This is a genomic window from Rugamonas brunnea (genome assembly GCF_014042345.1).
In the GTDB taxonomy this organism is placed as follows: domain Bacteria; phylum Pseudomonadota; class Gammaproteobacteria; order Burkholderiales; family Burkholderiaceae_D; genus Rugamonas; species Rugamonas brunnea.
In genome coordinates this window covers 18,406-45,278 of sequence record NZ_JACEZT010000011.1, presented here as the reverse complement: position 1 = coordinate 45,278, position 26,873 = coordinate 18,406, and the positions used below count along the sequence as shown (strand labels likewise).

At 64.4% G+C, this 26,873-nt stretch carries 25 protein-coding genes; 17 read left to right on the top strand and 8 right to left on the bottom strand.

The window, feature by feature from the left end; all coding sequences use genetic code 11:
- Window positions 1-23 precede the first annotated feature (23 nt).
- Entirely contained in the window at window positions 24-422 is a 399-nt protein-coding gene (gene msrB / locus H3H37_RS16785; RefSeq protein ID WP_182164563.1) for a peptide-methionine (R)-S-oxide reductase MsrB, read from the bottom strand.
- 8 nt (window positions 423-430) lie between these two features.
- Entirely contained in the window at window positions 431-1,825 is a 1,395-nt protein-coding gene (locus tag H3H37_RS16780) for a protein adenylyltransferase SelO (protein ID WP_229218889.1), read from the bottom strand.
- Between the two features lie 295 nt (window positions 1,826-2,120).
- Between H3H37_RS16780 and H3H37_RS16775 the strand changes: the two genes are divergently transcribed.
- Entirely contained in the window at window positions 2,121-3,770 is a 1,650-nt protein-coding gene (locus H3H37_RS16775; protein ID WP_229218888.1) for a 3-(methylthio)propionyl-CoA ligase, read from the top strand.
- A gap of 46 nt (window positions 3,771-3,816) precedes the next feature.
- Here the strand turns inward: H3H37_RS16775 and H3H37_RS16770 are convergent, their stop codons facing one another.
- Complete coding sequence (locus tag H3H37_RS16770) at window positions 3,817-4,392, bottom strand: NnrU family protein (protein ID WP_182164561.1); 576 nt, start codon at window positions 4,390-4,392, stop codon at window positions 3,817-3,819.
- 211 nt (window positions 4,393-4,603) lie between these two features.
- Between H3H37_RS16770 and H3H37_RS16765 the strand changes: the two genes are divergently transcribed.
- Both H3H37_RS16765 and H3H37_RS16760 read left to right on the top strand, forming a co-directional pair.
- A complete protein-coding gene (locus tag H3H37_RS16765) occupies window positions 4,604-6,691 on the top strand; it encodes a 3-hydroxyacyl-CoA dehydrogenase NAD-binding domain-containing protein (protein WP_182164559.1) in 2,088 nt (695 codons plus the stop codon).
- 285 nt (window positions 6,692-6,976) lie between these two features.
- A complete protein-coding gene (locus tag H3H37_RS16760) occupies window positions 6,977-9,946 on the top strand; it encodes an EAL domain-containing protein (protein ID WP_182164557.1) in 2,970 nt (989 codons plus the stop codon).
- Window positions 9,947-10,006: 60 nt separating this feature from the next.
- Here H3H37_RS16760 and H3H37_RS16755 read toward each other — a convergent pair whose 3' ends face one another.
- Both H3H37_RS16755 and H3H37_RS16750 read right to left on the bottom strand, forming a co-directional pair.
- The gene (locus H3H37_RS16755; protein WP_182164555.1) at window positions 10,007-11,710 is read right to left on the bottom strand and encodes an MFS transporter; all 1,704 of its coding nucleotides are present in this window, start codon (window positions 11,708-11,710) and stop codon (window positions 10,007-10,009) included.
- A gap of 171 nt (window positions 11,711-11,881) precedes the next feature.
- Window positions 11,882-12,277, bottom strand: a complete 396-nt coding sequence (locus H3H37_RS16750; protein WP_182164553.1) for a VOC family protein — start codon at window positions 12,275-12,277, stop codon at window positions 11,882-11,884.
- 221 nt (window positions 12,278-12,498) lie between these two features.
- Between H3H37_RS16750 and H3H37_RS16745 the strand changes: the two genes are divergently transcribed.
- From H3H37_RS16745 to H3H37_RS16715, 7 genes are all read left to right on the top strand, one after another.
- Window positions 12,499-13,677 (top strand): acetyl-CoA C-acyltransferase, encoded by a 1,179-nt coding sequence (locus tag H3H37_RS16745; protein ID WP_182153494.1) that lies wholly within the window; start codon window positions 12,499-12,501, stop codon window positions 13,675-13,677.
- A 93-nt stretch (window positions 13,678-13,770) separates the two neighbouring features.
- On the top strand, window positions 13,771-15,687 hold the full coding sequence (locus H3H37_RS16740) for an acyl-CoA dehydrogenase (RefSeq protein WP_182164551.1): 1,917 nt from the start codon (window positions 13,771-13,773) through the stop codon (window positions 15,685-15,687).
- 96 nt (window positions 15,688-15,783) lie between these two features.
- A complete protein-coding gene (locus H3H37_RS16735) occupies window positions 15,784-16,566 on the top strand; it encodes an SDR family oxidoreductase (protein WP_182164549.1) in 783 nt (260 codons plus the stop codon).
- A 3-nt stretch (window positions 16,567-16,569) separates the two neighbouring features.
- Window positions 16,570-17,571 carry an NADP-dependent oxidoreductase gene (locus H3H37_RS16730; RefSeq protein WP_511262179.1) on the top strand — a complete coding sequence of 334 codons (1,002 nt, stop codon included), beginning with the start codon at window positions 16,570-16,572 and terminating at the stop codon, window positions 17,569-17,571.
- Window positions 17,571-18,488, top strand: a complete 918-nt coding sequence (locus H3H37_RS16725) for an SDR family oxidoreductase (protein WP_182164545.1) — start codon at window positions 17,571-17,573, stop codon at window positions 18,486-18,488. The genes H3H37_RS16730 and H3H37_RS16725 overlap by 1 nt, the downstream gene beginning before the upstream one ends.
- Window positions 18,489-18,532: 44 nt before the next feature.
- Window positions 18,533-18,970, top strand: a complete 438-nt coding sequence (locus tag H3H37_RS16720; RefSeq protein ID WP_182164543.1) for a GNAT family N-acetyltransferase — start codon at window positions 18,533-18,535, stop codon at window positions 18,968-18,970.
- Between the two features lie 21 nt (window positions 18,971-18,991).
- Window positions 18,992-19,480 carry an SRPBCC family protein gene (locus H3H37_RS16715; RefSeq protein ID WP_182164541.1) on the top strand — a complete coding sequence of 163 codons (489 nt, stop codon included), beginning with the start codon at window positions 18,992-18,994 and terminating at the stop codon, window positions 19,478-19,480.
- Window positions 19,481-19,486: 6 nt separating this feature from the next.
- Here H3H37_RS16715 and H3H37_RS16710 read toward each other — a convergent pair whose 3' ends face one another.
- From H3H37_RS16710 to ygfZ, 3 genes are read right to left on the bottom strand one after another with little or no spacing between them, the layout of a single operon-like run.
- Window positions 19,487-20,230 (bottom strand): NRDE family protein, encoded by a 744-nt coding sequence (locus H3H37_RS16710; protein ID WP_182164539.1) that lies wholly within the window; start codon window positions 20,228-20,230, stop codon window positions 19,487-19,489.
- Complete coding sequence (locus H3H37_RS16705; RefSeq protein WP_182164537.1) at window positions 20,221-20,511, bottom strand: DUF4936 family protein; 291 nt, start codon at window positions 20,509-20,511, stop codon at window positions 20,221-20,223. The genes H3H37_RS16710 and H3H37_RS16705 overlap by 10 nt, the downstream gene beginning before the upstream one ends.
- 1 nt (window position 20,512) lies before the next feature.
- Window positions 20,513-21,574 carry a CAF17-like 4Fe-4S cluster assembly/insertion protein YgfZ gene (gene ygfZ / locus H3H37_RS16700; RefSeq protein ID WP_182164535.1) on the bottom strand — a complete coding sequence of 354 codons (1,062 nt, stop codon included), beginning with the start codon at window positions 21,572-21,574 and terminating at the stop codon, window positions 20,513-20,515.
- A gap of 160 nt (window positions 21,575-21,734) precedes the next feature.
- Here ygfZ and mltG point away from each other — a divergent pair, with 160 nt between their 5' ends.
- From mltG to H3H37_RS16665, 7 genes are read left to right on the top strand one after another with little or no spacing between them, the layout of a single operon-like run.
- A complete protein-coding gene (gene mltG, locus H3H37_RS16695; RefSeq protein WP_182164814.1) occupies window positions 21,735-22,724 on the top strand; it encodes an endolytic transglycosylase MltG in 990 nt (329 codons plus the stop codon).
- A 13-nt stretch (window positions 22,725-22,737) separates the two neighbouring features.
- The gene (gene tmk / locus H3H37_RS16690) at window positions 22,738-23,355 is read left to right on the top strand and encodes a dTMP kinase (RefSeq protein ID WP_182164533.1); all 618 of its coding nucleotides are present in this window, start codon (window positions 22,738-22,740) and stop codon (window positions 23,353-23,355) included.
- Window positions 23,356-23,402: 47 nt separating this feature from the next.
- Window positions 23,403-24,440 carry a DNA polymerase III subunit delta' gene (locus tag H3H37_RS16685; protein WP_182164531.1) on the top strand — a complete coding sequence of 346 codons (1,038 nt, stop codon included), beginning with the start codon at window positions 23,403-23,405 and terminating at the stop codon, window positions 24,438-24,440.
- 10 nt (window positions 24,441-24,450) lie between these two features.
- The gene (locus tag H3H37_RS16680; protein WP_182164529.1) at window positions 24,451-24,828 is read left to right on the top strand and encodes a PilZ domain-containing protein; all 378 of its coding nucleotides are present in this window, start codon (window positions 24,451-24,453) and stop codon (window positions 24,826-24,828) included.
- Between the two features lie 16 nt (window positions 24,829-24,844).
- Window positions 24,845-25,363, top strand: coding sequence for a GNAT family N-acetyltransferase (locus tag H3H37_RS16675; protein WP_182164527.1), 519 nt, complete (start codon window positions 24,845-24,847; stop codon window positions 25,361-25,363).
- Window positions 25,364-25,404: 41 nt separating this feature from the next.
- Window positions 25,405-26,184 (top strand): TatD family hydrolase, encoded by a 780-nt coding sequence (locus H3H37_RS16670; RefSeq protein ID WP_182164525.1) that lies wholly within the window; start codon window positions 25,405-25,407, stop codon window positions 26,182-26,184.
- Window positions 26,185-26,191: 7 nt separating this feature from the next.
- A complete protein-coding gene (locus H3H37_RS16665; protein ID WP_182164523.1) occupies window positions 26,192-26,866 on the top strand; it encodes an ankyrin repeat domain-containing protein in 675 nt (224 codons plus the stop codon).
- Window positions 26,867-26,873: the final 7 nt, after the last annotated feature.

Below are 26,873 nucleotides of genomic sequence, written 5' to 3'. Positions count from 1 at the left end.
GTCTTGAGGTCGGTGGCGGTGGTTCAGGTTTCAGGATCAAAGCGCAGCGAAGCTGAGTTAATGCAATAGCGCAATCCGGTCGGCGGCGGGCCATCGGGAAACACATGGCCCAGATGCGCATCGCAGACGGCGCACAGGATTTCGGTGCGCAGCATACCATGCGAACGGTCGACTTTCTCTACGACGTGGGCGGGGTCGAGCGCCTCGAAGTAGCTGGGCCAGCCGCAGCCGGAGTCGAACTTGGCGTCGGAACGGAACAGCGGCGTGCCGCAGCATACGCAGGTGTAGATGCCCGCTTCGTGGTGATCCCAGTACTGGCCCGTAAAGGCGCGCTCGGTGGCGGCATGGCGTGTCACTTCGAACTGCATCGGGTCCAGCTGGGCGCGCCACTCGGCTTCGCTCTTGTGTACTTTGTCGGTCATGATGATCCTCAGGAAGAACAGCTCACTTCAAGATGGCTTGCCCAGTCCGGCGGCAAGGCGGCATAGTGTTCATGCTCAGGCTGTTCGTCGAACGGGCGCTGCAGAACTTTCAGCAAGCGTGCCACTTCCGTAAAGTCCTTATTTTGCGCCTTTTCAATCGCAAGCTGCGCAAGGTAGTTGCGCAAAACATACTTGGGGTTGACCTTGTCCATGGCGACGCGGCGCGCCGCATCCACGCTGCCTTCCGCGCGCAGGCGGGCGCGGTATTCCGCGGCCCAGGCGTCGAACGCGGGGCGGTCCAGGAACTGGTCGCGCAGCGGCGCATCGGTGGCCGGATCGGCGACCTGCAACTTGCCGAGGGCGCGGAAGAACTGCGTGAAATCGACGCTGTTGGCTTGCATAAGCGCGAACATCGCGTCGAACAGGGCGTGATCGCCTTCCTGCTCCGTCGTCAGGCCCAGCTTGGCGCGTAGCAGCGCTTCGATCTTGTTCGCGAACGCGGGCTGGTAGACATCGAGCGCGGCCTGGGCCGCCTCCACCTCACCGATCAGCGGCAGCAGCGCCTGGCCCAGCGCGTAGCAATTCCAGTGGCCGATCTGCGGCTGCATGGCGTAGGAATAGCGGCCTTGCTGGTCGGTGTGGTTGCAGATGTGCTGGGAATCGAAGGCTTCCATGAAGCCGAACGGACCGTAATCCAGCGTCTGGCCCAGGATGGACATATTGTCCGTGTTCATCACGCCATGCATGAAGCCCACGGCCTGCCAGTGGGCGATCAGGTGCGCGGTGCGTCGTGTGACTTCTTCCAGCAATGCCTGGTAAGGATTGGCTGCTTCACGCAATGGCGGATAAAAGCGGTCAATCACGTAGTCGGCCAATTGCCGCAGTTGTTCCGGTTTGTTCTGGTAGAACCAGTGTTCGAAGGAACCGAAGCGCACAAACGTCGGCGCCATGCGGACCACGACGGCCGCCGTTTCCGGCGTTTCGCGCATCACGCCCTGGTCCGAGCCGGTCACCGACAAGGCCCGCGACGTGGGGATGCCCAGCGCATGCATGGCTTCGGAGCACAGGAACTCACGGATGGACGAGCGCAGTACGGCGCGCCCGTCGCCCATACGGGAGTAGGGCGTCAATCCTGCGCCTTTCCATTGCAGTTCCAGCGGCCCGGCGGCGCTGTCCATATTGCCCAGCAAGATGGCGCGGCCGTCGCCCAATTGCCCGGCCCACACCCCAAACTGGTGGCCGGAATACACGGCCGCCAGCGGCTGGGACTGTTCGGGCACGAGGTTGCCCGTCAACAGGTCGACATAATCGGACTGGTTCAAATGCGCAGGGTCGAGGCCGACCAGCGCGGCGGCCGTATCGCTGACACCGACCAGGTAAGGCGCGGGCAGCGGCGTGGGCATCAGCCGCGTGTAGAAGGCGGGGGGCAGGGACGCGAACGAATTGTCCAGCGGCAGTTTAGCGGCAGTAATGGTAATTCCAGTCGAAGGTCATGGGGTCACAAGCAGGCTGTCGGATTTTACCCTACAGCGCCGATTCTATTGGGGCGCCTCGCCAAAAGACATGGTGGTTACACTCGGTAACGTCCGGCGCGCCACAGACCGGGTTGTTTATTGCAATGCAACATTGAAAAGCGTTGACGGCTTTTGCAACGCCGTTTCAAACTTGAACGCAAGTCCAACCTTTCCAGGAGAGTTGATGTCCTATCCGCAAAGTCCCGTCATGGGACAAATGATGAACCAGCCGCTGCTGATTTCCAGTATTGTCGAATTCGCTTCGCGTCACAATGGCGGCAGCGAGATCGTCTCGCGCCGGGTGGAGGGCGATATGCACCGCTACACCTTCCGCGAGTGCCACCAGCGGTCACGCCGCCTGGCCAACGCGCTGCAGGGACTGGGCGTGAAGATGGGCGACCGGGTGGCGACGCTGGCCTGGAACGGTTACCGGCACCTGGAAGCCTACTACGCCGTGTCGGGCTCGGGCGCCGTCTTGCACACCATCAATCCACGGCTGCACCCGGAGCAGGTGGCCTACATCATCAACCATGCGGAAGACCAGCTGCTGTTTTTCGACCTGACCTTCCTGCCCGCCATCGAAGCGGTGGCCGCCCACTGCAAGATGATCAAGGGCTATGTCCTGATGACGGACCGCGCCCACATGCCGGCCGACAGCAAGATCCCGGACCTGATGTGCTATGAAGATCTGATCAACTCCCACTCGGACGACTACACCTGGCCGCAGTTCGACGAAAATTCAGCCGCCACGCTGTGCTACACCTCCGGCACGACGGGCAATCCCAAGGGCGCGCTGTACTCGCATCGCTCCACCGTGCTGCACGCCTACGCGTCGGCTTTGCCCAATGCGCTCAATGTCACCTCCCACGACACCGTGTTGCCCGTAGTGCCGATGTTCCACGTGAATGCCTGGGGCCTGCCGTACTCGGTGCCGCTGACGGGCGCGCGCATGGTCTTCCCCGGCCCCGCGCTTGATGGCAAGTCGCTGTACGAACTGTTTGAGAGCGAAGGCGTGACCATGTCGGCCGGCGTGCCCACCGTCTGGCTGGGCCTGATCAATTACGCTTTGCAGAACAAATTGAAGTTTTCCACCTTCCGCCGCACCGTGATCGGCGGGTCGGCCTGTCCGCCGGCCATGATGAACACGCTGATCGACGAGTTCGGCGTGGAGGTGGTGCATGCCTGGGGCATGACGGAGATGTCGCCACTGGGCACGGCGTGCGTCCTGTCGAGCAAGCACAAGGCCATGCCGCAGGACGAGCAGCGCAAGATCCTGCAAAAGCAGGGGCACGCCATCTTTGGCGTCGACATGAAGATCGTGGACGATGATGGCAAGGAATTGCCGTGGGATGGCGTCGGTTACGGGCATTTGCTGGTCAAAGGTCCGTGGATCATCAGCAGCTACTTCAAGGGCGAGGGCGGCGACGTATTGCAGGATGGCTGGTTCCCGACCGGCGACGTGGCCACCATCGATTCCGACGGCTACATGCAAATCACCGACCGCAGCAAGGACGTCATCAAGTCCGGAGGTGAATGGATAGGCACGATCGACCTCGAAAATATCGCGATGGCGCATCCGGCTGTCATGCAGGCGGCCTGCATCGGCATCTACCATCCAAAATGGGATGAACGGCCGCTGCTGATCGTGGTGCGCCGTCCCGGCCAGGAGGTCAGCCGCGAGGAATTGCTGGCGTTTTACGAAGGCAAGATCGCCAAGTGGTGGACGCCGGACGATGTCGTGTTCGCCGATGCCTTGCCCTTGGGCGCGACCGGCAAGGTGCAGAAGAACAAGTTGCGGGACCACTACAAGGACCACAAGCTGCCCACCGCCTGAGCATAACGCCCGGCACGCCCCGGCCGCCCGGCCGGGGCCATGTTGGTCAGAAAGGCCGCACGCCGATCAGCCAGCCATGCAGCAGGAAGGCGAACACGGCCCAGCCGGCCAGGCCGGCCACCACCGTCGTCACGGTGGCGCCGGTGGTTCCCGCCGGATATACCGTGCCCTGGGCCAGATCGCGTCGGCGCGCAGCCCGGAAGTTGAGGATGGCCCAAAGCAGGAAACTGCCGAACAACACCACGTCATGCAGTTTGCCGTTGGCCAGCAGGTGGGCCAGCGCCCATACTTTCACCCCCAGCACCATCGGATGGTGGACGCGGGCCTTGATGCCATTGCGGGGAATGTCCTTGGCCGTCAACAGGATGAAGGCCACCGCCGTCAGCAGGCCGGCCACGTGGCGCATGGCCAAGGGCGGCGTCCACAGCACCACGGGCTGCTGGCGCGCTTGGCCGAATCCCCACACGATCAGGATGAAGCCCAGCAGCGATAGCACGCTGTAGGCCGCTTTCCATTTCGCCTCGCCTAGTTGCGCGCGCTTGGCCGTGCGCCAGTCATCGGCCACGATGCGCACGGAATGCACGCCCAGGAACAGCACCAGTCCCAGTATCAAGATGACCATCGTTATCCTTTGTTGTATGTCATGGTGTGATCCCACCGTCAGCGGATCGCCGTCGCCTTTTCGGCAATGTTGATTATACGGTCAGTCCGCCGCTGGCTTACAATGCAGCGCGCGGGACACGATCCGACAAAAAAATAATACGACCGTTCTTTTTCTGAGGTATAGTTAGCTTTTCGCAGCAAGCCCGTTACCAACACAACAAGGAAGAGACATGACCGCCGAATATCAAGTCAACGGTTCCGTTGCCGTCATCACCCTGAACAATCCGCCCGTGAATGGCCTGGGCCTGTCCACGCGCACGGCCGCCGTGGCCGGCATCAAGCAGGCGCTGGCGGACGATGCCGTCAAGGCCATCATCATCACGGGCGCCGGCAAAGCGTTCTCGGGCGGCGCCGACATCAAGGAATTCAATTCGCCCAAGGCGCTGGCCGAACCGAGCCTGCACACGCTGATCGCCACGGTCGAGAATTCCACCAAGCCGGTGATTGCCGCCATCCACAGCGTCGCCATGGGCGGCGGGCTGGAACTGGCGCTGGGTTGCCACTACCGCGTGGCTTTGCCAGGCGCGCAGATCGCCCTGCCGGAAGTGAAGCTGGGCCTGCTGCCCGGCGCCGGCGGTACGCAGCGCCTGCCGCGCGTGCTGGGCCTGGAAATGGCACTCAATATGATCGTCTCGGGCACGCCTGTGCTGTCGGAAAAGCTGGCCAAGACGGCGCTGTTCGACGAACTGCTGCCCGCCGACAGTGACTTGCTGGCCGGCGCCACCGCCTTCGCCAACAAGGTGGCCGACGTGCGTCCACTGCCGAAAGTGCGTGATCGCAAAGTCGATTACCCGAACCACGAAGCCTTCCTGCAATTCTCGCGCAACACGGTCAAGGCCATGTCCGGCCCGTTCCCGGCCCCGCTGGAATGCGTGGAAACCGTGGCCGCGACCGTCACCAAGAAGTTCGAGGATGGCCTGAAATTCGAGCGCGACCGCTTCCTGCACCTGATCCAGACCACGGAATCGAAGTCGCTGCGCCACGCCTTCATCAGCGAGCGCCAGTGCAGCAAGGTGCCTGACGTGCCGGCCGACACGCCGGTGCGCGCCATCAAGTCGGCGGCCGTGATCGGCGCCGGCACCATGGGCGGCGGCATCGCGATGAACTTCCTGAACGCGGGCATCCCCGTCAAGCTGCTGGAAACCAAGCAGGAAGCGCTGGACAAGGGCATGGCCACGATCCGCAAGAACTACGAAAACACGATGAAGAAGGGCAAGCTGACGCAGGAGAAATTCGACCAGCGCATGGCCCTGCTGAGCGGCACGCTGTCGTATGACGACATTGGCCAGGCCGACATCGTGGTCGAGGCCGTATTCGAGGACATGGGCGTCAAGGAAACCGTGTTCCGCAAGCTCGATGAAGTGATGAAGCAGGGCGCCATCCTGGCCAGCAACACTTCCACGCTGGACGTGAACAAGATCGCCGCCTTCACCCAGCGTCCGCAAGACGTGATCGGCCTGCACTTCTTCAGCCCGGCCAACGTGATGAAGCTGCTCGAAATCGTGCGCGGCGCCAAGACCGGCAAGGACGTGCTGGCCACCGCGTTGGCCTTGTCCAAGAAACTCAAGAAGACGGGCGTGGTCTCGGGCGTGTGCGACGGCTTCATCGGCAACCGCATGATCGAGCAGTACAGCCGCCAGGCCGGCTTCCTGCTGGAAGAAGGCTGCCTGCCCGAGCAGGTCGACAAGGCGATCGAGAAATTCGGCTTCGCCATGGGTCCGTTCCGCATGGGCGACCTGGCCGGCAACGACATCGGCTGGTACATCCGCAAGCGCCGCTACGTCGAGTCGCCCGAGATCAGCTATTCGAAGACGGCCGACCTGCTGTGCGAAATGGGCCGCTTCGGCCAGAAGACGGGCGCCGGCTGGTACGACTACAAGGCGGGCGACCGCAAGGCCTACCCATCGGAGGTGGTCAACGCCATGATCGTCAAGCACTCGGCCGACATCGGCGTCGAGCGCCGCAAGATCAGCGACCAGGAAATCGTGGAACGCTTGGTGTTCGCGATGGTCAACGAAGCGGCGCTGATCCTGGAAGAGGGCATCGCCATGCGCGCTTCCGACATCGACATGGTCTACCTGACCGGCTACGGCTTCCCGCTGTTCCGTGGCGGCCCCATGTTCTACGCCGACACGGTGGGCTTGCCGAACGTGCTGGCCGCGATCGAGAAGTACGGCCGCGGCCACCATGGTGAAGCGTGGAAACCGGCGCCGCTGCTGCTGCGCCTGGCTGCGGAAGGCAAGACCTTCAACGGCTAAGCATCAAGACGGGGCCGCCTGCCCGGGCGGCCCTGCAGGATGGCGGGACCAGCTGTTGGTCCCGCCGCGCCGCCGGCGCCGGCGCCGCGAGGGCCCGGCTTCGATCATCCGCGCCGCCATGGTGCGGCTTCCATTTCGCAAGTGTTGCCGCGTTTGGACAAGGACAACGGATTCAGCGGCGCCTGCCCGCGACCCATTGTCCCACCTTGAAAATCATGTAAGACTGGCCACAGATTCATTGCTCCATCCCAACCGGAGAGGACGTACGCATGAGAGTCTGGCACCATGGCCGAAGCCGCTAATCCCCACAACGACATCAATCGGCTCAGCCTGCGTGCCCGGATGCTGATCTGCTTTTCCGCGCTCGTGATCCCGGCCGTCCTGGCCGCATTGGCCTCGCTGCTGGTCCACGAACGGCTGGTGTCCACCATGGGCGCCTATCTGGACCAGGATGCCCGTATCGTCGAACTGGCCTTGCGCAGCAGCGCCGCGCTGGCCGGCGCCGGCGCCACGCCGGCCGGCCAGAAAGCCGCGACGGAGGAAGTGCGCAACAATATGCGCAGCGCGGCAGCGCTGGCGCCGGACGCGCTCAAGCAGGAGGCGCTCGACATTGGCGTGCTCAGTTATGACAGTCCGCCCGACAAGCTGGCCGCGCGGCTGGCCACGCTGACCCAGCACGCCACCGACGCCAGCGCCGCCACGGAAGCGCGCCTGCGCCAGTGGCGCGCGTTGTCGCGCCTGGTGCTGCTGCTGGCGCCGGCGGTAGCGCTCACGCTGGGCATGGTGCTGGCCTATGCCACCGCACGCGGCATGTACCGCACGCTCAGCGACTGCATCGCGTTCGCGCGCGACATCGCCGATGGCAAGATGCCCTCGCGCCTGGTCCCGGACAGCAAGAATGAATTCGACGTGCTCGTGGTCGCCGTCAACGACCTGATGCTCGACGCGCGCCACAATTCCCAGTTGCGGCACGAGCACGAGTCGCGGATCGCCGTGCTGGAGCGCGCCACCGGGCTGCATGCCGCATGCAGCGCGGCACTGGCCGTCGGCACGGACGAGGCGGCGATGCTGGCCGCTTTCTGCGACGGCCTGGCCGAGGCTGGCGGCTACCGGGCCGCGTGGATAGGCCACGCGCGCCACGATGCCGATCACAGCATCGAACTGGCCGCGCACGCGGGCATCGACCGCGTATTCTTCGAAGGGCTGCACCTCAGTTGGGGCCAGGACTTGCGCCGCCACGCCGCGTGCGGCGGCGCCATCCTGCTGAAAAAACCGCAGGTGGTGCGCGACATGGCCGACGCCCCCGCGTTCGCGACGTGGCGCGGCGCACTGCTGATGCGCAATCTGGTCAGTTGCATCGCCGTGCCCTTGCTGGCTGGCGGCGAGGTGCTGGGCGTGCTAGCCGTGTACGCCAGCGATGCCTCTCCCTGCAACGACGACGAGGTGGCGCTGTTGCAGGAACTGGCCCACATGCTGGCGGCCGGCATGGAGCGTTACCAGGCGCAGGCCGCGCGCCAGCACGCCGAGCTGCTGCTGGAACGGGGCGCCAACTACGATGCCCTGACGGGACTGCCAAACCGGACCACGTTGGAGGCGCAACTGGCGCGGATGGCCACTGCCGCAGAGGCGAGCGGCAAACGTCTGGCCACCCTGTTCGTGGACCTGGACCGCTTCAAGGAGGTGAACGACAACCTGGGCCACAAGGTGGGCGACTCCATGCTGGTGGAAGTGGCGCGCCGGCTGGAATCCCTGGTCGGCGAAGGCAATCTGGTGGCCCGGCCCGGCAACGACGAATACGTCATCGTGCTCCAGGACCTGGACGCGGGCGGCGATGCGGCCGTGGTGGCCGGTGCGGTGGTGGCCGGACTGGCCGAGGCCTTGCCGGGCGTGCCGGCGCAGGTGCGGCCGCTGGCCTCGGTCGGCATCAGCCTGTATCCGGACGACGGCGCCGACGTGGCCAGCCTGCTGCGTCTGGCTGACCTGGCCATGCAGGAGGCCAAGAGCACGGGCGGCAACACCTTCCGTTTCTACGCACCTGCCATGAATGCGCGCATGGCCGACCGTTTCGCCATGGAGGCCGACCTGCGCCAGGCGCTGGAAAAAGGTGAGCTGTTGATGCACTACCAGCCACAGGTAAGCCTGGTCAATGGCGCGATCACGGGCGCCGAAGCGTTGCTGCGCTGGCGCCATCCCACGCGCGGCATGGTGGCGCCCAACGAATTCATCCGGCTGGCCGAGGAAACGGGCCTGGTGCTGCCGCTGGGGGAATGGGCGATCGGCCACGTGTGCGCGCAACTGGCGCGCTGGCGCAAGGCGGGATTGGCCGTGCCCACCGTGGCCATCAACCTGTCGGCCCAACAATTCCACCAGCCTGGCCTGGTGGACGTGGTGCGCAAGGCGCTGGACGCGAATGGCCTGACGTCCCGCATGCTGGAGCTGGAATTGTCCGAGAGCGCCGTCATGCACGACGTGCAGGCGGCCGCCACCATCCTTAAGCAACTCGACCAGATGGGCGTGGGCGTGACGCTGGATGATTTCGGCACCGGCTACTCGTCGCTGTCCTACCTCAAGCGTTTCCCCCTGAGCCATTTGAAGATCGACCGTTCTTTCGTGCGCGACGTCACCACTTCGCCCGACGACGCGGCCATCTGCAACGCCGTCATCAGCCTGGCCCACAGCATGCACATCACGGTGATCGCGGAAGGCGTGGACACGGAAGGGCAGATGCATTACCTGCGCCGTCGCCTGTGCGACCAGATGCAGGGCAACCACTTCAGCAAAGCCCTGTCGGGCGAAGCCTTCGCCCAGCTCCTGACGGACGGCAAACGCCTGCTGCTGCCAGCCGACCGCACCCAGCGCACACTGCTGATCCTCGACGACGAGCCCAACATCGTGCGCGCGCTGGCGCGGGCCTTGCGTCCCGACGGCTACAAGCTGTTGCTGGCCACCTCGGCGGCGGAAGCGTTGCAACTGCTGGCCGTCAACGAGGTGCAGGTGGTGTTGTCCGACCAGCGCATGCCGGAAATGAGCGGCACGGAATTCCTGGCCAAGGTCAAGGATCTGTACCCGGAGACGATACGGCTGATCCTGTCCGGCTATGCCGACCTCGAATCGGTGATCGACGCCATCAACCGTGGCGCCATCTACCGCTTCTTCACCAAGCCGTGGGAAGACGAACCGCTGCGCCGTTGCATCGCCGAGGCGTTCCGCCAGCAGCAACTGGAACACGGCGCCGATGCCATGGCCAGCGCCTGAACACGCGCCCATGAAAAAAGCCGCCATCGCTGGCGGCTTTGGGGATCACGTCAGCGCCAGTCAGTCGGCGGCGTAGATGTCGTTATCGCGCGTTTCCTTGACGAACAGCGCGCCGATCACCACAGTCGCCAGGGCGACCACGATCGGATACCACAGGCCATAGTAGATATCGCCCTTGAATGCGACCAGTGCGAAAGCAGTAGTTGGCAGCAGGCCGCCGAACCAGCCGTTGCCGATGTGGTAGGGCAGCGACATGGACGTGTAGCGTATGCGGGTGGGGAACATTTCCACCAGCATGGCCGCGATCGGGCCGTACACCATCGTCACATACAGCACCAGGATGAACAGGATCAGCACCATCATCGGACGGTTGATCTGGTCTTCATCGGCCTTGGCCGGATAGCCGGCGGCCTTCACGGCGGCGGCGGTATCCTTTTTCAGGGACGCTTCGGCCTTCTTGCTGTCGGCGTCGAAGTTCAGGCCGTCGGGCGTCATCACCGCGTTGAACGACGGGATTTCCTTGTCGCCGATCTTGATCACAGCCACCGAGCCGGCAGGCGCATCAACCTTGGTGTAGGCGACCGAGCTGTTCGACAGCAGGCCGGTGGCGATGTCGCACGAGGACGGGAATTTCTTCTGCCCCGTCAGGTTGAACTGGAAGTGGCAGGAGGCGGGATCGGCCACCACCGTCACGGGCGAGTTCTTCAGCGCGGTTTCCAGCGCCGGGTTGCCGTAGTGGGTGAGCGCGCCGAACAGTGGCATATAGGTGAAGGCGGCCAGCAGGCAGCCGCCGAGGATGATGTATTTACGGCCCACTTTGTCGGCCAGGCTGCCGAAGAAGATGAAGAACGGGGTCGCCAGCGCCAGCGCCACGGCGATCATCAGCGTAGCGTTGACGATATCGATCTTCAGCGTCTGTTGCATGAAGAACAGGGCGTAGAACTGGCCCGTGTACCACACCACAGCCTGGCCCATGGTCAGGCCGATCAGGGCCAGCACCACGATCTTCAGGTTGCGCCACTGGCCGAATGCCTCGCTCAGCGGGGCTTTGGAGGTCTTGCCTTCGGCCTTCATGCGGGCAAAGGCGGGCGATTCATTCATCGACAGCCGGATCCACACGGAGATACCCAGCAGCAGCACGGACACCAGGAAGGGCACGCGCCAGCCCCAGGCGTTGAAGGCGTCTTCACCGATCGCCTTGCGCGTACCCAGGATCACCAGCAGCGACAGGAAGAAGCCCAGCGTGGCGGTGGTCTGGATCCACGAGGTGAACATGCCGCGCTTGCCGTGCGGCGCGTGCTCAGCCACGTAGGTGGCGGCGCCGCCGTACTCGCCGCCCAGCGCCAGCCCTTGCAGGATGCGCAGCGTGACGAGGATGATGGGCGCGGCGATGCCGATCGCCGCATGGCCGGGCAGCAAGCCGACGATGAAGGTCGAGCCGCCCATGATCAGGATGGTGATCAGGAAGGTGTACTTGCGGCCTATCATGTCGCCGAGGCGGCCGAACACCAGCGCGCCGAACGGGCGCACGATGAAGCCGGCCGCAAACGCGAGCAAGGCGAAGATGAAGGTGGTGGTCGGGTCGCCGATGAAGAATTGCTTGGCGATGATGGAGGCGAGCGAGCCGTACAGGTAGAAGTCGTACCATTCGAAAATGGTGCCCAGCGAGGATGCGAAGATGACCTTGCGCTCCTCCGGGGTGATCGCGCCGGCCTTAGGAGGCTGGTTGCGCAGATCGGCACTGGTGCCGGATGAAACTGCCATGATTTGTCTCCTGGTTTTATTGTGGTGTGCAACAGCTGATCAGATACAACATTGTCAGCTTGTACTGAGTCTGAGCGCTTAACCTTACGTCAAACTTGCAGCAAACTTACACCAATCTGACTTTGTTGTCACAAAAAACCGGGTGTCCTTATCCTGGCAATGGGATGCGACTCACACCGCGCAATTCAGCATCCACTGCACGCCAAACTGGTCCGTCAGCTTGCCGAAGTAGTCGCCCCAGGGCTGGATGGCGAGCGGCGTCGTGACGTTGCCATCCCTGGCCAACCGTGCGAACAGCTGATCCGTCTGCGCCCGGTCGTTCATCTGCAGGATGTGGGCGGAGCCGCGCATCGGCTCCGCGTCGTCGTTATCGGATGCGAAGAACAGCACACCCGGCCCCTCGAACTTCGCATGCATGATGCGGCCGCGCATTGCCTCGTTATGGACCGGCATGCCGTCCACGCCGTAGCGCAGGATATCGGTCACGCGGCCCAATCCGCAGTCGGTGTAGAAGTTCAGCGCCGGTTCGCAGGCGGTGGTGAAGAACAGGTAGTTGGAGAGCTGCATGGATTGGCTCCTGAGGTCGGGGGGAGGGGGCGGCGATACGGCGTTACCTTCCGACAGTACAGCGCACCGCCAATGTTGTCAATTTACATACTTCATTCGCCTCTGAAAAATTTGCGAACGGTCGTACTAAAATATGCTATTCTTACCTTCATCGCAGCAATCACCGCGGCCGCCATGGGGTGCGCGCGCGGCTCAAAAACACTACCCATCAGGAGACTCACATGATAGATGCCGTCATCGTATCGACCGCCCGTACCGCCCTGGCCAAATCGTGGAAAGGCGCGTTCAACATGACGCACGGCGCCACCCTGGGTGGCCATGCGCTGCAGGCGGCCATCGCCCGCGCCAACATCGAAGCGGGCGAAGTGGAAGACGTGCTGGTGGGGTGCGCCAATCCGGAAGGCGCCACCGGCGGCAACATCGCGCGCCAGATCGCCATCCGCGCCGGCTGCCCGGTGACGACGGGCGGCATGACGGTCAACCGTTTCTGCTCGTCGGGCCTGCAAACGATCGCGCTGGCAGCCCAGCGCATCATCGCCGGCGAAGGTGATATCTATGCGGCCGGCGGCGTCGAGTCGATCTCCTGCGTGCAGCAGGAAATGAACCTGCATATGTATAAGGAAGTTTGGCTGTCCGAGCACAAGCCGGAAATCTACTGGCCCATGCTGCAGACGGCCGAAACCGTGGCCAAGCGCTACAACATCAGCCGCGAACGCCAGGACGAATACGGCGTGCAGAGCCAGCAGCGCGCTTCCGCCGCCCAGGCCGCCGGTCTGTTCAACGCTGAAATCGTGCCCATGACCACCGTGATGGGCGTGGCCGACAAGGCCAGCGGCATGCTGCTGAGCCGCGAAGTGACCATCTCGGCCGACGAAGGCATCCGTGCCGATACCACCTATGAAGCCGTGTCCAAGATCCGCAGCGCGGTGCCGGGTGGCGTGATCAGCGCCGGCAATGCCAGCCAGTTCTCGGACGGCGCCTCGATGGCCGTGGTGATGAACGCGAAGACGGCCGCCGCCAAGGGCTTGCAGCCGCTGGGCATCTTCCGTGGCTTCGCCGTCGCTGGTTGCGAGCCGGACGAGATGGGCATCGGTCCCGTGTTCGCCATTCCCAAGCTGCTCAAGCAGGCCGGCCTGTCGGTGGCCGACATCGGCCTGTGGGAACTGAATGAAGCGTTCGCCGTGCAGGTGCTGTACTGCGCCGACAAGCTGGGCATCCCCATGGACCGCCTGAACGTGAACGGCGGCGCCATCGCCGTCGGCCATCCTTATGGCGTGTCGGGCGCCCGCCTGACCGGCCACGCGCTGATCGAAGGCAAACGCCGCGGCGTCAAATACGTGGTCGTGACCATGTGCATCGGCGGCGGCCAGGGTGCCGCCGGCCTGTTCGAAGTGGTCTGACCCTCGTGCCACGGGCGTCCTTCGGGGCGCCCGCTTCGTATCTGGCATTGTCGCCGGATTCGCTCCTTCCGCTCACCGATAAAGGACTGCACCATGCAATCCACGATTTTGTCGCGCCGCGATATCGAGTTCATGCTGTACGAATGGCTCGATGCGCAGGCGCTGGGTCAACGCGCCCGTTTCCAGGACCATAACCGCGAAACCTTCGACGCCGCCATCGACACGGCCGAGCAGATCGCGACCGAATTGTTCGCGCCGCACAACAAGAAAAGCGACCAGCAGGAACCGCACGCCATCCCCGGCGACGGTTGCCTGCGCGTGCAGATCATCCCCGAAGTCAAGACCGCGCTCGACGCGTTCTCCGCCGCCGGCCTGATGGCGGCCGGGCAGGACTTCGAGCGCGATGGTATGCAACTGCCTACCGTGGTCGAGAAAGTGTTGTCCGCCTATTTCACTGGCGCCAACGTCAGCACGGCCGCCTATATCTTCCTGACCATCAGCAACGCCAACACCCTGCTCAAGCACGGCACGCCGGCGCAGGTGCGGCGCTTCGTCGAGCCCATGTTCGCCGGGAAGTTCTTCGGCACCATGTGCTTGTCCGAGCCGCAGGCCGGTTCCAGCTTGTCCGACATCACCACCCGTGCCGAACCGGACCCTGTGGCCGGCGAAGATGGCGAGCGCCAGTTCCGCCTGCGCGGCAACAAGATGTGGATTTCGGCCGGTGAGCATGACCTGGCCGGCAATATCGTCCACCTCGTGCTGGCCAAGATACCGGGGCCCGATGGCAAGCTGGTGCCCGGCGTCAAAGGCATCTCCTTGTTCGTCGTGCCCAAGTACCTCGTCAACGACGACGGCAGCCTGGGCGAGCGCAACGACGTGGTGCTGGCCGGCCTCAACCACAAGATGGGCAACCGCGGCACCAGCAACTGCCTGCTCAATTTCGGCGAGGGCAAGTTCCAGCCGGCAGGCAAGGGCGGTGCCATCGGCTACCTGGTGGGGCAGCCGGGCCAGGGGCTGGCCTGTATGTTCCACATGATGAACGAGGCGCGCATCGCCGTCGGCCTCGGCGCGGCCGTGCTGGGCTACACCGGCTACCTGCACGCGCTGGACTACGCGCGCAACCGCCCGCAGGGCCGCCATCCGGCGCAAAAAGACCCGGCCCAGCCGCAGTTGCCCATCATCGAGCACACGGACGTGCGGCGCATGCTCCTGGCGCAGAAAGCCTATGTGGAAGGCGGCCTGGGCCTGGTGCTGTACAGCGCGCGGCTGGTGGACGAGCAGCGCACGGCCGAAACGCCCGAAGCGCGCGAACACGCGGGCCGGCTGCTGGACTTCCTGACCCCGATCACCAAGAGCTGGCCATCGCAGTGGTGCGTGGAGGCCAACAGCCTGGCCATCCAGGTCCATGGCGGGTATGGCTACACGCGTGAATATAATGTCGAGCAGTTCTACCGCGACAACCGCCTGAACGCGATCCACGAGGGCACGCACGGCATCCACGGCCTGGACTTGCTGGGCCGCAAGGTGACCTTGCAGGATGGCGCCCTGTTCAAGTCGTTCGCGGGCGAATTGCGCAAGACGGTGCGCAAGGTGCGCGGCAGCGTCGCCGTGCCGCGCGAAGACAGCCGCAACCTCACGGTGGTGCAGGCCACGCAGCTGATGGACGACCTGACCGCCAACGCCGCCGCGCTGGAAGCGGCATGGCAGCGGGTGGAACAAGTGACCCGGACCCTGTATGCTGCGGGCGACATGAACAAGACCCTGGCCAACGCCAGCGTCTACCTGGAAGCGGTCGGCCATGTGGTCGTGGCTTGGATCTGGCTGCAGCAAGCCCTGCTGGCGGCCAGCCACTTGCCGGGCGCCAGCGCCGATGATGCCGATTTCTACCGGGGCAAGTTGCAAGCCTGCCGCTACTTCTTCCACTGGGAACTGCCCAAGGTCGAAGCCCAGCTGGCTTTGCTGGAAAGTCTGGATACCACCACGCTTGATATGCAGGACAGGTGGTTCTGACGCATTCCATTCTTCCAGCGCAGGGGCGCAGCGCGCCTGTGCCTGGAGGACGACTTCCGATACCGTAACTACCAACAACAATAGGACGACACACACATGCGTACAACTCAAGAATTGTTCTCGCTGGCCGGTAAGACGGCCCTGGTCACGGGCGGCTCGCGCGGTTTGGGCCTGCAAATGGCGCTGGCGCTGGGCGAGCAGGGCGCCAAGGTGGTGATTTCCTCGCGCAAGCAGGCCGACCTGGACGAAGCGCTGGCTTACCTGGCCCAGCACGGCGTGAGCGCCCATGCGATCCCGGCCGACCTGTCGCAGGACGCGGCGGCCGAAGCGCTGGTGACGGCCGCGCTGGCGCAACTGGGTCACATCGATATTCTGGTCAACAACGCCGGCGCGACTTGGGGCGCCCCGGCCGAGGACCATCCGGTCGAGGCGTGGGACAAGGTGATGAACCTCAACATCCGCAGCATCTTCCTGGTCTCGCAGCTGGTGGGCAAGCGCTCCATGATTCCGCGCAAGTATGGTCGCATCATCAACATTGCCTCGATCGCCGGCCTGAGCGGCAACCCGCCGGGCACCATGCAGACCATCGCCTACAACACGTCCAAGGCGGCCGTGATCAACTTCACGCGCACACTGGCCGGCGAGTGGGGCGTGCACGGCATCACGGTCAACGCGATCGCGCCGGGCTTCTTCCCTTCCAAGATGACCAAGGGCATCCTCGACCACCTGGGCGCGGACAAGCTGTCCAGGGGCGCGCCGCTGCAACGCATCGGTGACGACGAGGACTTGAAAGGCACCACCGTCCTGTTCGCGTCCGACGCGGGCAAGCACATCACCGGCCAGACGCTGGCGGTGGACGGCGGCGTATCGGCGGTCTGAGCGATGAGCATGACGCAATATCAACGGCTGGTGCTGGCCAGCCGTCCGCGCGGTGAAGTCCAGGAATCGGACTTCCGCATGGAGACGGTGGCCGTCCCTGAACTGCGCGACGGCGAAGTGCTGGTGCGCAACCACTACCTGTCGCTGGACCCCTACATGCGCGGACGCATGAGCGCGGCCAAGAGTTACGCCGCCTCGCAGGCACTCGACGAGACCATGATAGGCGGCACCGCAGGCCAGGTGGTGGCGTCGCGCCATCCGCGCTTTGTCGAAGGCGACTTCGTGGCAGGCATGCTGGGCTGGGCCGAGATGGGCGTGGCCGACGGTGGCCAGCTGCGCAAGGTCGATACCAGTCAGATCCCGCTGTCGGCCTACCTTGGCGCGGTCGGCATGCCGGGCATGACGGCCTGGTTTGGCATGAACCAGATCCTGCAGGCCAAGGCTGGCGAAACCGTGTGCGTGTCGGCCGCCAGCGGCGCCGTCGGCAGCGCCGTGGGTCAACTGGCCAAACTGCGCGGCTGCCGTGCCGTGGGCGTGGCCGGTGGCAAGGAAAAATGCGACTACGTGGTCAAGGAACTGGGCTTCGATGCCTGCGTCGATTACAAGGCCGGCAACTTGGAGGCCGACCTGGCCGCCGCCGCGCCGAACGGGATCGACGCCATCTTTGAAAACGTGGGCGGCGCCGTGTTCGACGCGGCCCTGGCCCGCACCAACGCCTTCGCCCGGGTCGCCCTGTGCGGCCTGATCGCCGGCTACAACGGCCAGGAATTGCCGATCCGCAACGCACGCCTGTTGCTGCTCAACCGCATCACGTTGCGGGGCTTCATCGTCACCGAGCACATGGAATTCTGGCCGCAAGGCCTGGCGGAGCTGGGGCAACTGGTGGCCCAAGGCAAACTGAAGTACCGGGAAACGGTGGCGCAAGGCCTGGCCAGCGCACCGCAAGCGTTCAAGGGCCTGCTGCAAGGCCACAATTTTGGCAAACAACTGGTGAAATTAATCTGATGAAAAACTTCCAAGGAAAAGTAGCGGTCATTACGGGCGGCGCCAGCGGGCTGGGTCGCGAATTCGCCAACGTTGCGGCGCGGCTGGGCATGAAGCTGGTGCTGGCCGACGTGCAGCGCGATGCGCTCGACCGCGCGCGCGATGAGCTGGCCGCGCAGGGCGTGGCGGTGCAGGCGCTGGTGTGCGACGTGCGCAAGGGCGAGCAAGTGCAGGCGCTGGCCGACGCGGCCATGGAGGCCTTTGGCGCCGTGCATCTGGTGTTCAACAACGCGGGCGTCGGTTCCGGTGGCCTGATCTGGGAAAACACGGAGGCCGACTGGGAGTGGGTGCTGGGCGTAAACGTCTGGGGCGTGATCCACGGCGTCCGCATCTTCACCAAGCTGATGCTGGAAGCGGCGGCCCGCGATCCCGAGTTCGAAGGCCACATCGTCAACACGGCCTCGATGGCGGGGCTGGTCAACGCGCCGGCCATGGGCGTGTACAACGTCTCCAAGCACGCCGTGGTGTCGCTGTCGGAAACCTTGTACCAGGACTTGCAACTGGTGCAGGCGCCGATCGGCGCGTCCGTGCTGTGCCCGTACTTCGTGCCGACCGGCATCAGCCAGTCGCACCGCAACCGCCCGGCCGACGTGCGCATGACGCAGGGGCCGACGGCCAGCCAGCTGGTGTCGCAGGCGATGACCGACAAGGCCGTCACGTCCGGCAAGGTGTCGGCGGCCGAGGTGGCCGAAGTGACGTTCAAGGCCATCGCGGACGGCCAGTTCTACATCTACTCGCACCCGAGCGCCCTGGCTGGCGTACGCGAGCGCATGGAAGACGTGCTGGCGCAGCGCAACCCGAGCGACCCGTACCAGGGCAATCCCCAGGTGCGCGACCTCCTGCGTGCCAAAATGCAAGCAGGTGCTGGCTCACGCTAAAGCTGCATGCGACAATCGTGGCTGGTTCAACTATGATCTGTCTTATGAATAACGACACCAGCCACGTCATCCGCCTGGGGACGTGGGATACCCTGAACGCCGACGCCAAGGCGATCCGCTTCGAAGTGTTCGTGGCGGAACAGCACGTTCCCGCCGACATCGAGCTCGACGACATGGATGCCGTCTGCCTGCACGCGGTGGCCTACGATGCGGCTGGCCAGCCCATCGGCACTGGCCGTCTGCTGCCGGATGGCCACATCGGCCGCATGGCCGTGCGCAAGCTGGCGCGTGGCAGCGGGGTAGGCGGCGCCCTGTTGCAGGCCTTGATGGCGCAAGCCCGGGCGCGCGGCGACCAGCGCGTCGTGCTGAGCGCACAGACCCAGGCCGCGCCATTCTATGAACGCCACGGCTTCAGCATCGCCGGCGAGGAGTTTTACGAAGCGGGCATCGCCCACATCGATATGCAGCTGACTTTTGCCTGACCTTTACCAAGGGAGTGCACCATGACGCACATTGCAGACGATTACGATTCGGACCTGGACCTGGTATTCGAACGGACTGTGGAACTGCATCCCGAGCAGATCTGGGCCGCCTGGACCCAACCTGCCCACGTGGTGCACTGGTTCACCCCCGCGCCCTGGAAAACGCTGTCGTGCGACATCGACCTGCGCCCGGGCGGTGTGTTCCGCACGGTGATGTGCTCGCCCGAAGGGCAGCAGCACCCCCACGTGGGCTGCTATCTGGAGATCGTGGAAAACCGCCGCCTGGTGTGGACCGATGCACTTGGACCAGGCTACGGGCCGGCGGCCAACCCCTTCATCACGGCCTACATCACGCTGGAGCCGGAAGGCGGCGGCACCCGCTACCATGCCCGCGCCCGCCACAAGAACAGCGAAGACATGCTGCGCCACGTGGACATGGGCTTTGAGCGGGGCTGGGGCCTGGCGCTGGACCAGATGGTGGCTTACATGAAAGCGTTGAAAACGCAGTAGCGCGGCTTACTGGATCAGCATTTCATGCAGCACGGCCGGCGCGTCGGCAAACAGCTTGACGACGGTCGAGGTGCGGGTGCCGTAGCCGGGCGTCTCGATGCGCACGGCTGAGAGCACCCGTTCCAGGTCCAGCGGCACACCCGTCTCCGGCAGACGCATGTCCGGCGCCGGGGTGGTATCGGCCAGCATTTCAAAGAAGGCTTCGTCGGGCGCGCCCAGGCACAGCAGGCTGGCGAACTGCGCCTTCGTTTTCAGCACCTTGGGCCACGGCGCGTCCAAGAGCGCATTCGACAGGCCATAGATGCCCGGTTCCAGCGGCTGGCCGTTGCGCGGATCGTCCTGGCCCTTGTTCGAGAACCAGATCAGGGTATCGCGGTCGCCCAACACCAGGTTGAAGCCGTTGTAGACATGGCAATCGCCGCGGATCGCTTCCACATAGGCCTGCGGCGACATGCTGCCGGCGAGGTAATCGGACACCAGGTGGCCGCGCGAGGGCGCGTCGTCGCGGTGCTCCGACGGGCAGCGGATGTTGGTGATGGCGGCAAAGCGCGGCGACTGGTCCGGCTGGCCGGACTGGGCGATGCCCATCCAGCTGCCGCCCGCCTTCAGGTCGCGGCCGCCGTAGATGTGCGGATGTTCGGGCCAGGCGCCAGCCGGCGCCGTGGCCCGTTCGTAGAATTCATCGCGGTTGGCGGCTGCGATCAGCGGCACGGCGGGTACCACTTTCCAGGCGAAGACGATCAGGCACATGGGGGCATATCCATAAACACTTCAACGTGGCGCGCGCCGGCGATGAGGGCCGGCAGCGCCGCCTGTTCCACGGCCGCCGCCAGGGCTGCGCCGAAACCTTCCCCGGTCGCGGGATAGACTTCCATCCACGTCTGCAAGCCCTGCGCCGCTTCGGGCCGCCGCTTGATCTGGCCTGCCACGCCATGCTCGCGCGCCAGCGCTGCCTGCATGGCCGACACGCGGGGCAGCAGGGCCGGTGCGTCTGCTTCACGCACCTGGTAATAAATGTACAGATCGCGCATGTCAGAGGTCGAGCGGGTCCAGCACGTAAGGCATGGGCAGGAATTGCAGGGCGATCCCCTCGGCCGAACCGACCCGCACGGACGCACGTTCGATCGCGTCCAGCTTCATTTCCACCAGCGCGTCCACGCCGCCCTGGCCATTGGGCGCGGCGTTGACGATCATGCCGCAAGGCTGCTCAGGATCGGCCGTGGCGAAGACTTCCATGCCAGCCGCCGCCTGCGCGTCGGGAATGGTGACCAGCGTGGTGCGGCGCTTGAGCTTGCCCAGATACTGGCTGCGCGCCACGATTTCCTGGCCCGGGTAGCAACCTTTCTTGAAGTTGACACCGCCGAGCAGCTCAAAATTGACCATTTGCGGCACGAATTGTTCCTGGGTGGCCGCCACCACCAGCGGCACGCCCGCGTGGATGGACGACAGCTGCCACGCGTCGTTACCCCCAACGGCCAGCTTGGCCGACAGCACGGGCCACACGGCGGCGGCCGTCTCGGCGCTGGTGAGCCACTGGTAACGCGGGGCGCCGAAGGCGTCGCCCACGCGGATCAGGGTACCCATGGGGTGGTCGAGTTTGCCGTACGCTTGCGCGGGCAGGGCGTCGAACCAGGTGGACAGCACGGCATCGGCCTGCTTGCCGCCCACGCCCAGCACGACGGCGTTGGCCGGCGATTCGGTGGCGTCGCTCAGCTTGGTCTTGGCACGCAGCACGAACATTTGCAGGCGCTTTTGCAGTGCCGGTTGTATGGCGCGCGGCAACTGCAGGAAGATGGTGTCGGCGTTGCGCCAGACGAGGAAGGTGGCCAGCAGGCGGCCCTTGGGCGTGCAGTAACCGGCCAGGCGGGCCGTGTCCTGGCCCAGGTGTTCCACGTCGTTGGTCAACTGATTGTGCAGGAAAGAAGCAGATTCTTCACCGTTCAGGGCAATCAAACCCAGGTCCGTCAGCGGCGCGGCGAAGCCGTCGGCCAGCTCGGCGGCCGTCAATGTGCGGCCGAAATCACGGAACAGTTGCGGGGCTTGTTCGGTGCCGCGCGCTCCTTGCTGGGTTAAGAGTTGATTCCAAGTATTCATAATTTCCAGAAGTTTGACGATGAAAGCATTATCATTACGGGCTCATTATAGTGATCCCGCGAATTTCGCGCCGGAGCCGGCGCAATTTTGGCGTGCCGTGAGGCTGGCAAGCCGGGCGATTCTGGTCCACTATGCAGATATAACCTAAGACTTGACCATGATGTCCCTCATTAAAAAACTCATTAGCCTCAGTGTGTTGGCCGCGCTCGCGGCGGGCGGCTATTTCGCCTGGTGGACGCAAAACCCCATCACGCCGGACGACGCGCCGCCGGTGGAGTTCACCATCGCGCCCGGCAGCGGCGCCCACGCGGCGGGCCTGCAGATGGCCGACGCCGGCGTGCCCATGGAACCGTTGCTGTTCAACTTGCTGGCGCGCGCCACCTCGTCCAGCGCGCGGCTGAAGGCGGGCGCCTATGAACTGAAACCAGGCACCACCCCACTGCGGCTGATGGAACAGCTGGTCAAAGGCGAGTTCGCCCAGGAAGCGCTGACCATCATCGAAGGCTGGACCTTCCGCCAGATGCGCCAGGCCATGGCCGCCAGCAAAGGTTTGAAGCACGATACGGCCGACCTGTCCGACCAGGCCCTGATGGCGCAGATCGATAGCGACTTCAAGCGGCCCGAAGGCCTGTTCTTCCCGGACACCTATCTGTTCCCCAAAGGCTCCAGCGACTTGCTGGTCTTCAAGCAAGCCCATGCGGCGATGCTGGCGCGGCTGGGCGATGCCTGGAGCAAGCGCGATCCCGCCTTGCCGTACAAGACGCCGTACGAGGCCCTGACCATGGCTTCCATTGTGGAAAAGGAAACGGGGCAGAAGTCCGAGCGCAACATGATCGCTGCCGTGTTCGTCAATCGCCTCAAGCTCGGTATGCTGCTGCAGACCGATCCGACCGTAATCTACGGCATGGGCGACAAGTACGACGGCAAGATCCGCAAGAAAGACCTGGAAACGGACACCCCGTATAACACCTACACCCGCGCCGGCCTGCCGCCCACGCCCATCGCTTTGCCGGGCGTGCAGTCGCTGGCGGCGGCGCTGGCGCCGGCCAAGAGTCCGGCCCTGTATTTTGTTTCGCGCGGCAATGGCACCAGCCAGTTTTCCGACAACCTGACCGACCACAACCGTGCGGTCAATCATTATCAACGATAGGCAGCATCGCTACATGACTCCACCACGCGGCAAATTCATCAGTTTCGAAGGCATCGACGGCGCCGGGAAATCCACCCACATCGGCTTCACGGCCGACTACCTGCGCGGCAAGGGCAAGGAACTGGTCAGCACCCGCGAGCCAGGCGGCACGCCGCTGGGCGAGCGGTTGCGCGAACTGGTGTTGCACGAGAAGATGCACCTGGAGACGGAAGCGTTGCTGATGTTCGCCAGCCGCCGCGAACACATTGCTCAGGTGATCGCACCGGCGCTGACGCGTGGCGCCTGGGTCATTTCCGACCGCTTCACCGATGCCAGCTTTGCCTACCAGGGCGGCGGCCGCGGCCTTGCGCGCGATAAGCTCGACGCGTTGGAGCAATGGGTGCACCCGCATCTGCAGCCGGACCTGACGCTGTTGTTCGACGTGCCGCTGGAGGTGGCGCGCGCCCGGCTCGACGCCACCCGCGCGCTCGACAAGTTCGAACAGGAAAAGGCGGATTTCTTCAGCGCCGCGCGCAATGAATACCTGCGCCGCGCCGCCCAGTTCCCCGAACGCTTCCGCGTGATCGACTCGACCCAGACCATCGCCGCCATCCAGGTGCAACTGGCGGCCCTGCTCGACGGGCTGTTGTAACTTTAACAGTATTGCGTAAGCAGTTGTTTTAAAACAAAATACGATCAATGAGCAATTCCATTTATCCATGGCAGGAAGACGCCTGGCGCCAGCTTCAATTGCTGCGCGCGCGCATGCCGCACGCCATCCTGTTCCATGGCGCCGCCGGCATCGGCAAGTCGGACTTCATCGAGCGCTTCGCGCAAGGCCTGCTGTGCGAGGCCGTGCTGCCGGACGGCCATGCCTGCGGCCAGTGCGTGTCATGCGGCTGGTTCTCCCAGCAGAACCACCCCGACTACCGCCGCGTGCGTCCCGAAGCGCTGGAAGATGAGCCGGCGGCCGAGGGCGAGGAGGGCGCCGACGCCGAGACGAAGAAGTCGGCCAAGTCGTCCAAGGCGCCATCGAAAGAGATCAAGATCGAGCAGATCCGCAACCTGGCCGATTTCATGAACATTTCCACCCACCGCCAGGGCTTACGTGTGGTGGTGCTGTACCCGGCCGAGGCGCTCAACATGCCGGCCTCGAACGCCTTGCTCAAAACGCTGGAAGAACCGCCGCCCGGCACCGTGTTCCTGCTGGCTTCGAACAGCCTGGACCGGCTGCTGCCGACCATCCTGTCGCGCTGCCGCAAGTTCGCGCTGCCCATGCCTTCGCATGCCCAGGCGCTGGCCTGGCTGCAGGCGCAGGGCGTGGCCGACGCCGACAGCTGGCTGCGCGAGCAGGGCGGCTCGCCGCTGGCCGCGCTGGCCCAGGCTGAAACGGGCAACCGCGACGACATGGACACTTTGTTGCAGTTGCTGGCCCGTCCCAGCGTGGAAGGGGCGCTGAAGACGGCCGACAAATTGCAGAAAGTTTCGCTCGCGGCCCAGGTTTCTTGGATGCAGCGCTGGCTTTATGACATGTTTTCCTACAAACTGGCAGGGAATATCCGTTACTATCCGCGCTACCGCAAGGAACTGGCTGGCTTGGCCGACAAGATCCACGTCAGCCGCCTGCTGGCCGCGCTGAAGGCGGCCAACGAGCGCCGGGCGACGGCCGACCATCCGCTGTCGCCCAAGCTGTTCATCGAAGACATGCTGCTTGATTACGCAGCATGCTGTGCCTGAAAGGAAACGCATGAGCGCTAACCCAGTCGATCCGAGCGCCGCGCCCGTCGCGCGGCCCACGGTCTTGTCGCTCGCGATCAAGGAAAAGGCGGCGCTGTATGCCGCCTACATGCCGTTCCTGAAAAATGGCGGCATGTTCGTGCCGACCCAGAAGCCCTACAAGCTGGGCGACGAGATCTACCTGATCCTGGCCCTGATGGACGACCCCAACAAATATCCTATCGCCGGCAAGGTGGCCTGGATCACGCCGCCGGGCGCCCACAACAACAAGGCACAAGGCATCGGCGTGCATTTCCCCGATGACGAGAGCGGCCAGCGGGCCCGCCTGCGCATCGAGGAAATCCTCGGCGCGGCCCTGCGTTCTTCGCGCGCCACCCATACGCTTTAATCCCGCATTCCTGTCCATGACCGCTTTCCGTCACCGCCTGGCCACGCTGGCCGACTTGCCCACCATCGTGGCCATCTACAACAGCACCGTCGCCTCGCGCGAAGTGACGGCCGATACCGAACCCGTCTCGGTCGATTCGCGCCTGCACTGGTTCAACGAACATCAGCCCGAGCGGCGGCCGCTGTGGGTGATCGAGGCGGCCAATGACGACAGCGCCAGTCCCGCCATCCTGGGCTGGATCTCGTATTCGAACTTTTACGGCCGCCCGGCGTACGCGGGTACGGCGGAAGTGTCGATTTATATCGACGAGGCGTGGCGCGGCAAGGGCGTGGGCCGTTATTGTTTGGAACAGGCGATCGCCTTCGCGCCCAACATCAAGGTGCATACGCTGCTGGGTTTCATCTTCGGCCACAACGCGCCCAGCCTGGGTCTGTTCCGTAAATACGGCTTCGATACCTGGGCCAACCTGCCGCGCGTCGCCAACCTGGACGGGGTGGAACGCGACCTCATCATCCTCGGCAAGCGGGTGGACTGAGCGGGCTGACCGGAGCCGGTCTGGCGGGTTACAATCACGCCATGTATATCGATTCTCATTGCCACATCAATTTCCCCGAGCTGGCCGCTCGCATGCCCGAGATCCTCGCGAAAATGGAGGAAAACAAGGTCAGCCACGCGCTGTGCGTGTCGGTCGACTTGCCGGACTTCCCGCAAGTGCTGGCCCTGGCCGAACAATATCCGCATATCTACGCGTCGGTGGGCGTGCATCCCGATTACGAGGACACGCCGGAGCCGAGCGTGGATGATCTGGTCCGGCTGGCCGACCATCGCAAGATCATCGCCATCGGTGAGACCGGCCTCGATTATTTCCGCCTGACGGGCGACCTAGAATGGCAGCGCGAGCGCTTCCGTACCCACATCAAAGCTTCAAGAATCACCCGTAAGCCCTTGATTATTCACACCCGTTCCGCCAGCGAAGACACCATCCGGCTGATGCGCGAGGAGGGCGCGGGGACGGAGGCGGGCGGCGTGGCCGGCGTCATGCACTGCTTCACCGAGTCGCTGGAGGTGGCGCGCGCCGCCATCGAGATGGGCTTTTATATCTCGTTTTCCGGCATCGTGACCTTCAAGAGCGCCAAGGAATTGCAGGCGGTGGCGCTGGAAGTGCCGCTGGAGCGCATCCTGATCGAGACCGATTCGCCCTACCTGGCGCCGGTGCCGCACCGGGGCAAGATGAACGAGCCGGGCTTTGTGGCCCACGTGGGCGAATTCATCGCCAAGCTCAAAGGCGTGCCCGTCGAGCAGGTCGCGCGGCAGACTACGGACAATTTCTTCAATCTTTTCAACATCGTACGCTGAGTTCTTCATGGGAATTCTTTACTCGAAACGGCGGTTGCTGGTCACCGCCGCACTGGCGCTGGCGATCCCCGCCGCCTGCGTTGCAGCCGATGAGCGCGCGGTCGATTTCTTCCGCGCCATTCAGCTCGACAACGTGGGCCCGATCAAGCGCGCGCTGGCCCAGGGCCTGGACCCGAACGTGCGCGAGCCCGAACGCGGCGAGACCGGCCTGATCGTCGCCATGCGCTACGATGCGATGAACACGATGGATGTGTTGCTGGCCCAGCCCGGCATCCAGCTCGAAGCGCGCGCCACCAACGGCAACACGGCACTGATGATGGCGGCATTCCGCCAGAACAAGCCGGCCGTGCTGACCTTGCTGGGCAAGGGCGCGGCCGTCAACCAGCCGGGCTGGACGGCGTTGCATTACGCAGCTGCGTCCAACAGCACCGAGATCATGCAGTTGCTGCTTGATCGCCATGCGGTTGTCGACGCGCCATCCCCGAGTGGCTTGACGCCGTTGATGCTGGCCGCCCGCGAAGGGCAGGAAGCGGCCGTGCAATTGCTGCTCGAACGGGGCGCCGACGCCACGCTCAAGGACGGCGCCTACCACCAGACGGCGGCCGAATTCGCGACCAAGGCCGATAAGCCGTGGATCGCGGAAACCATCCGCAAACACCTGGCCAGCCGCGCCAAACGTTAAGCCGTCG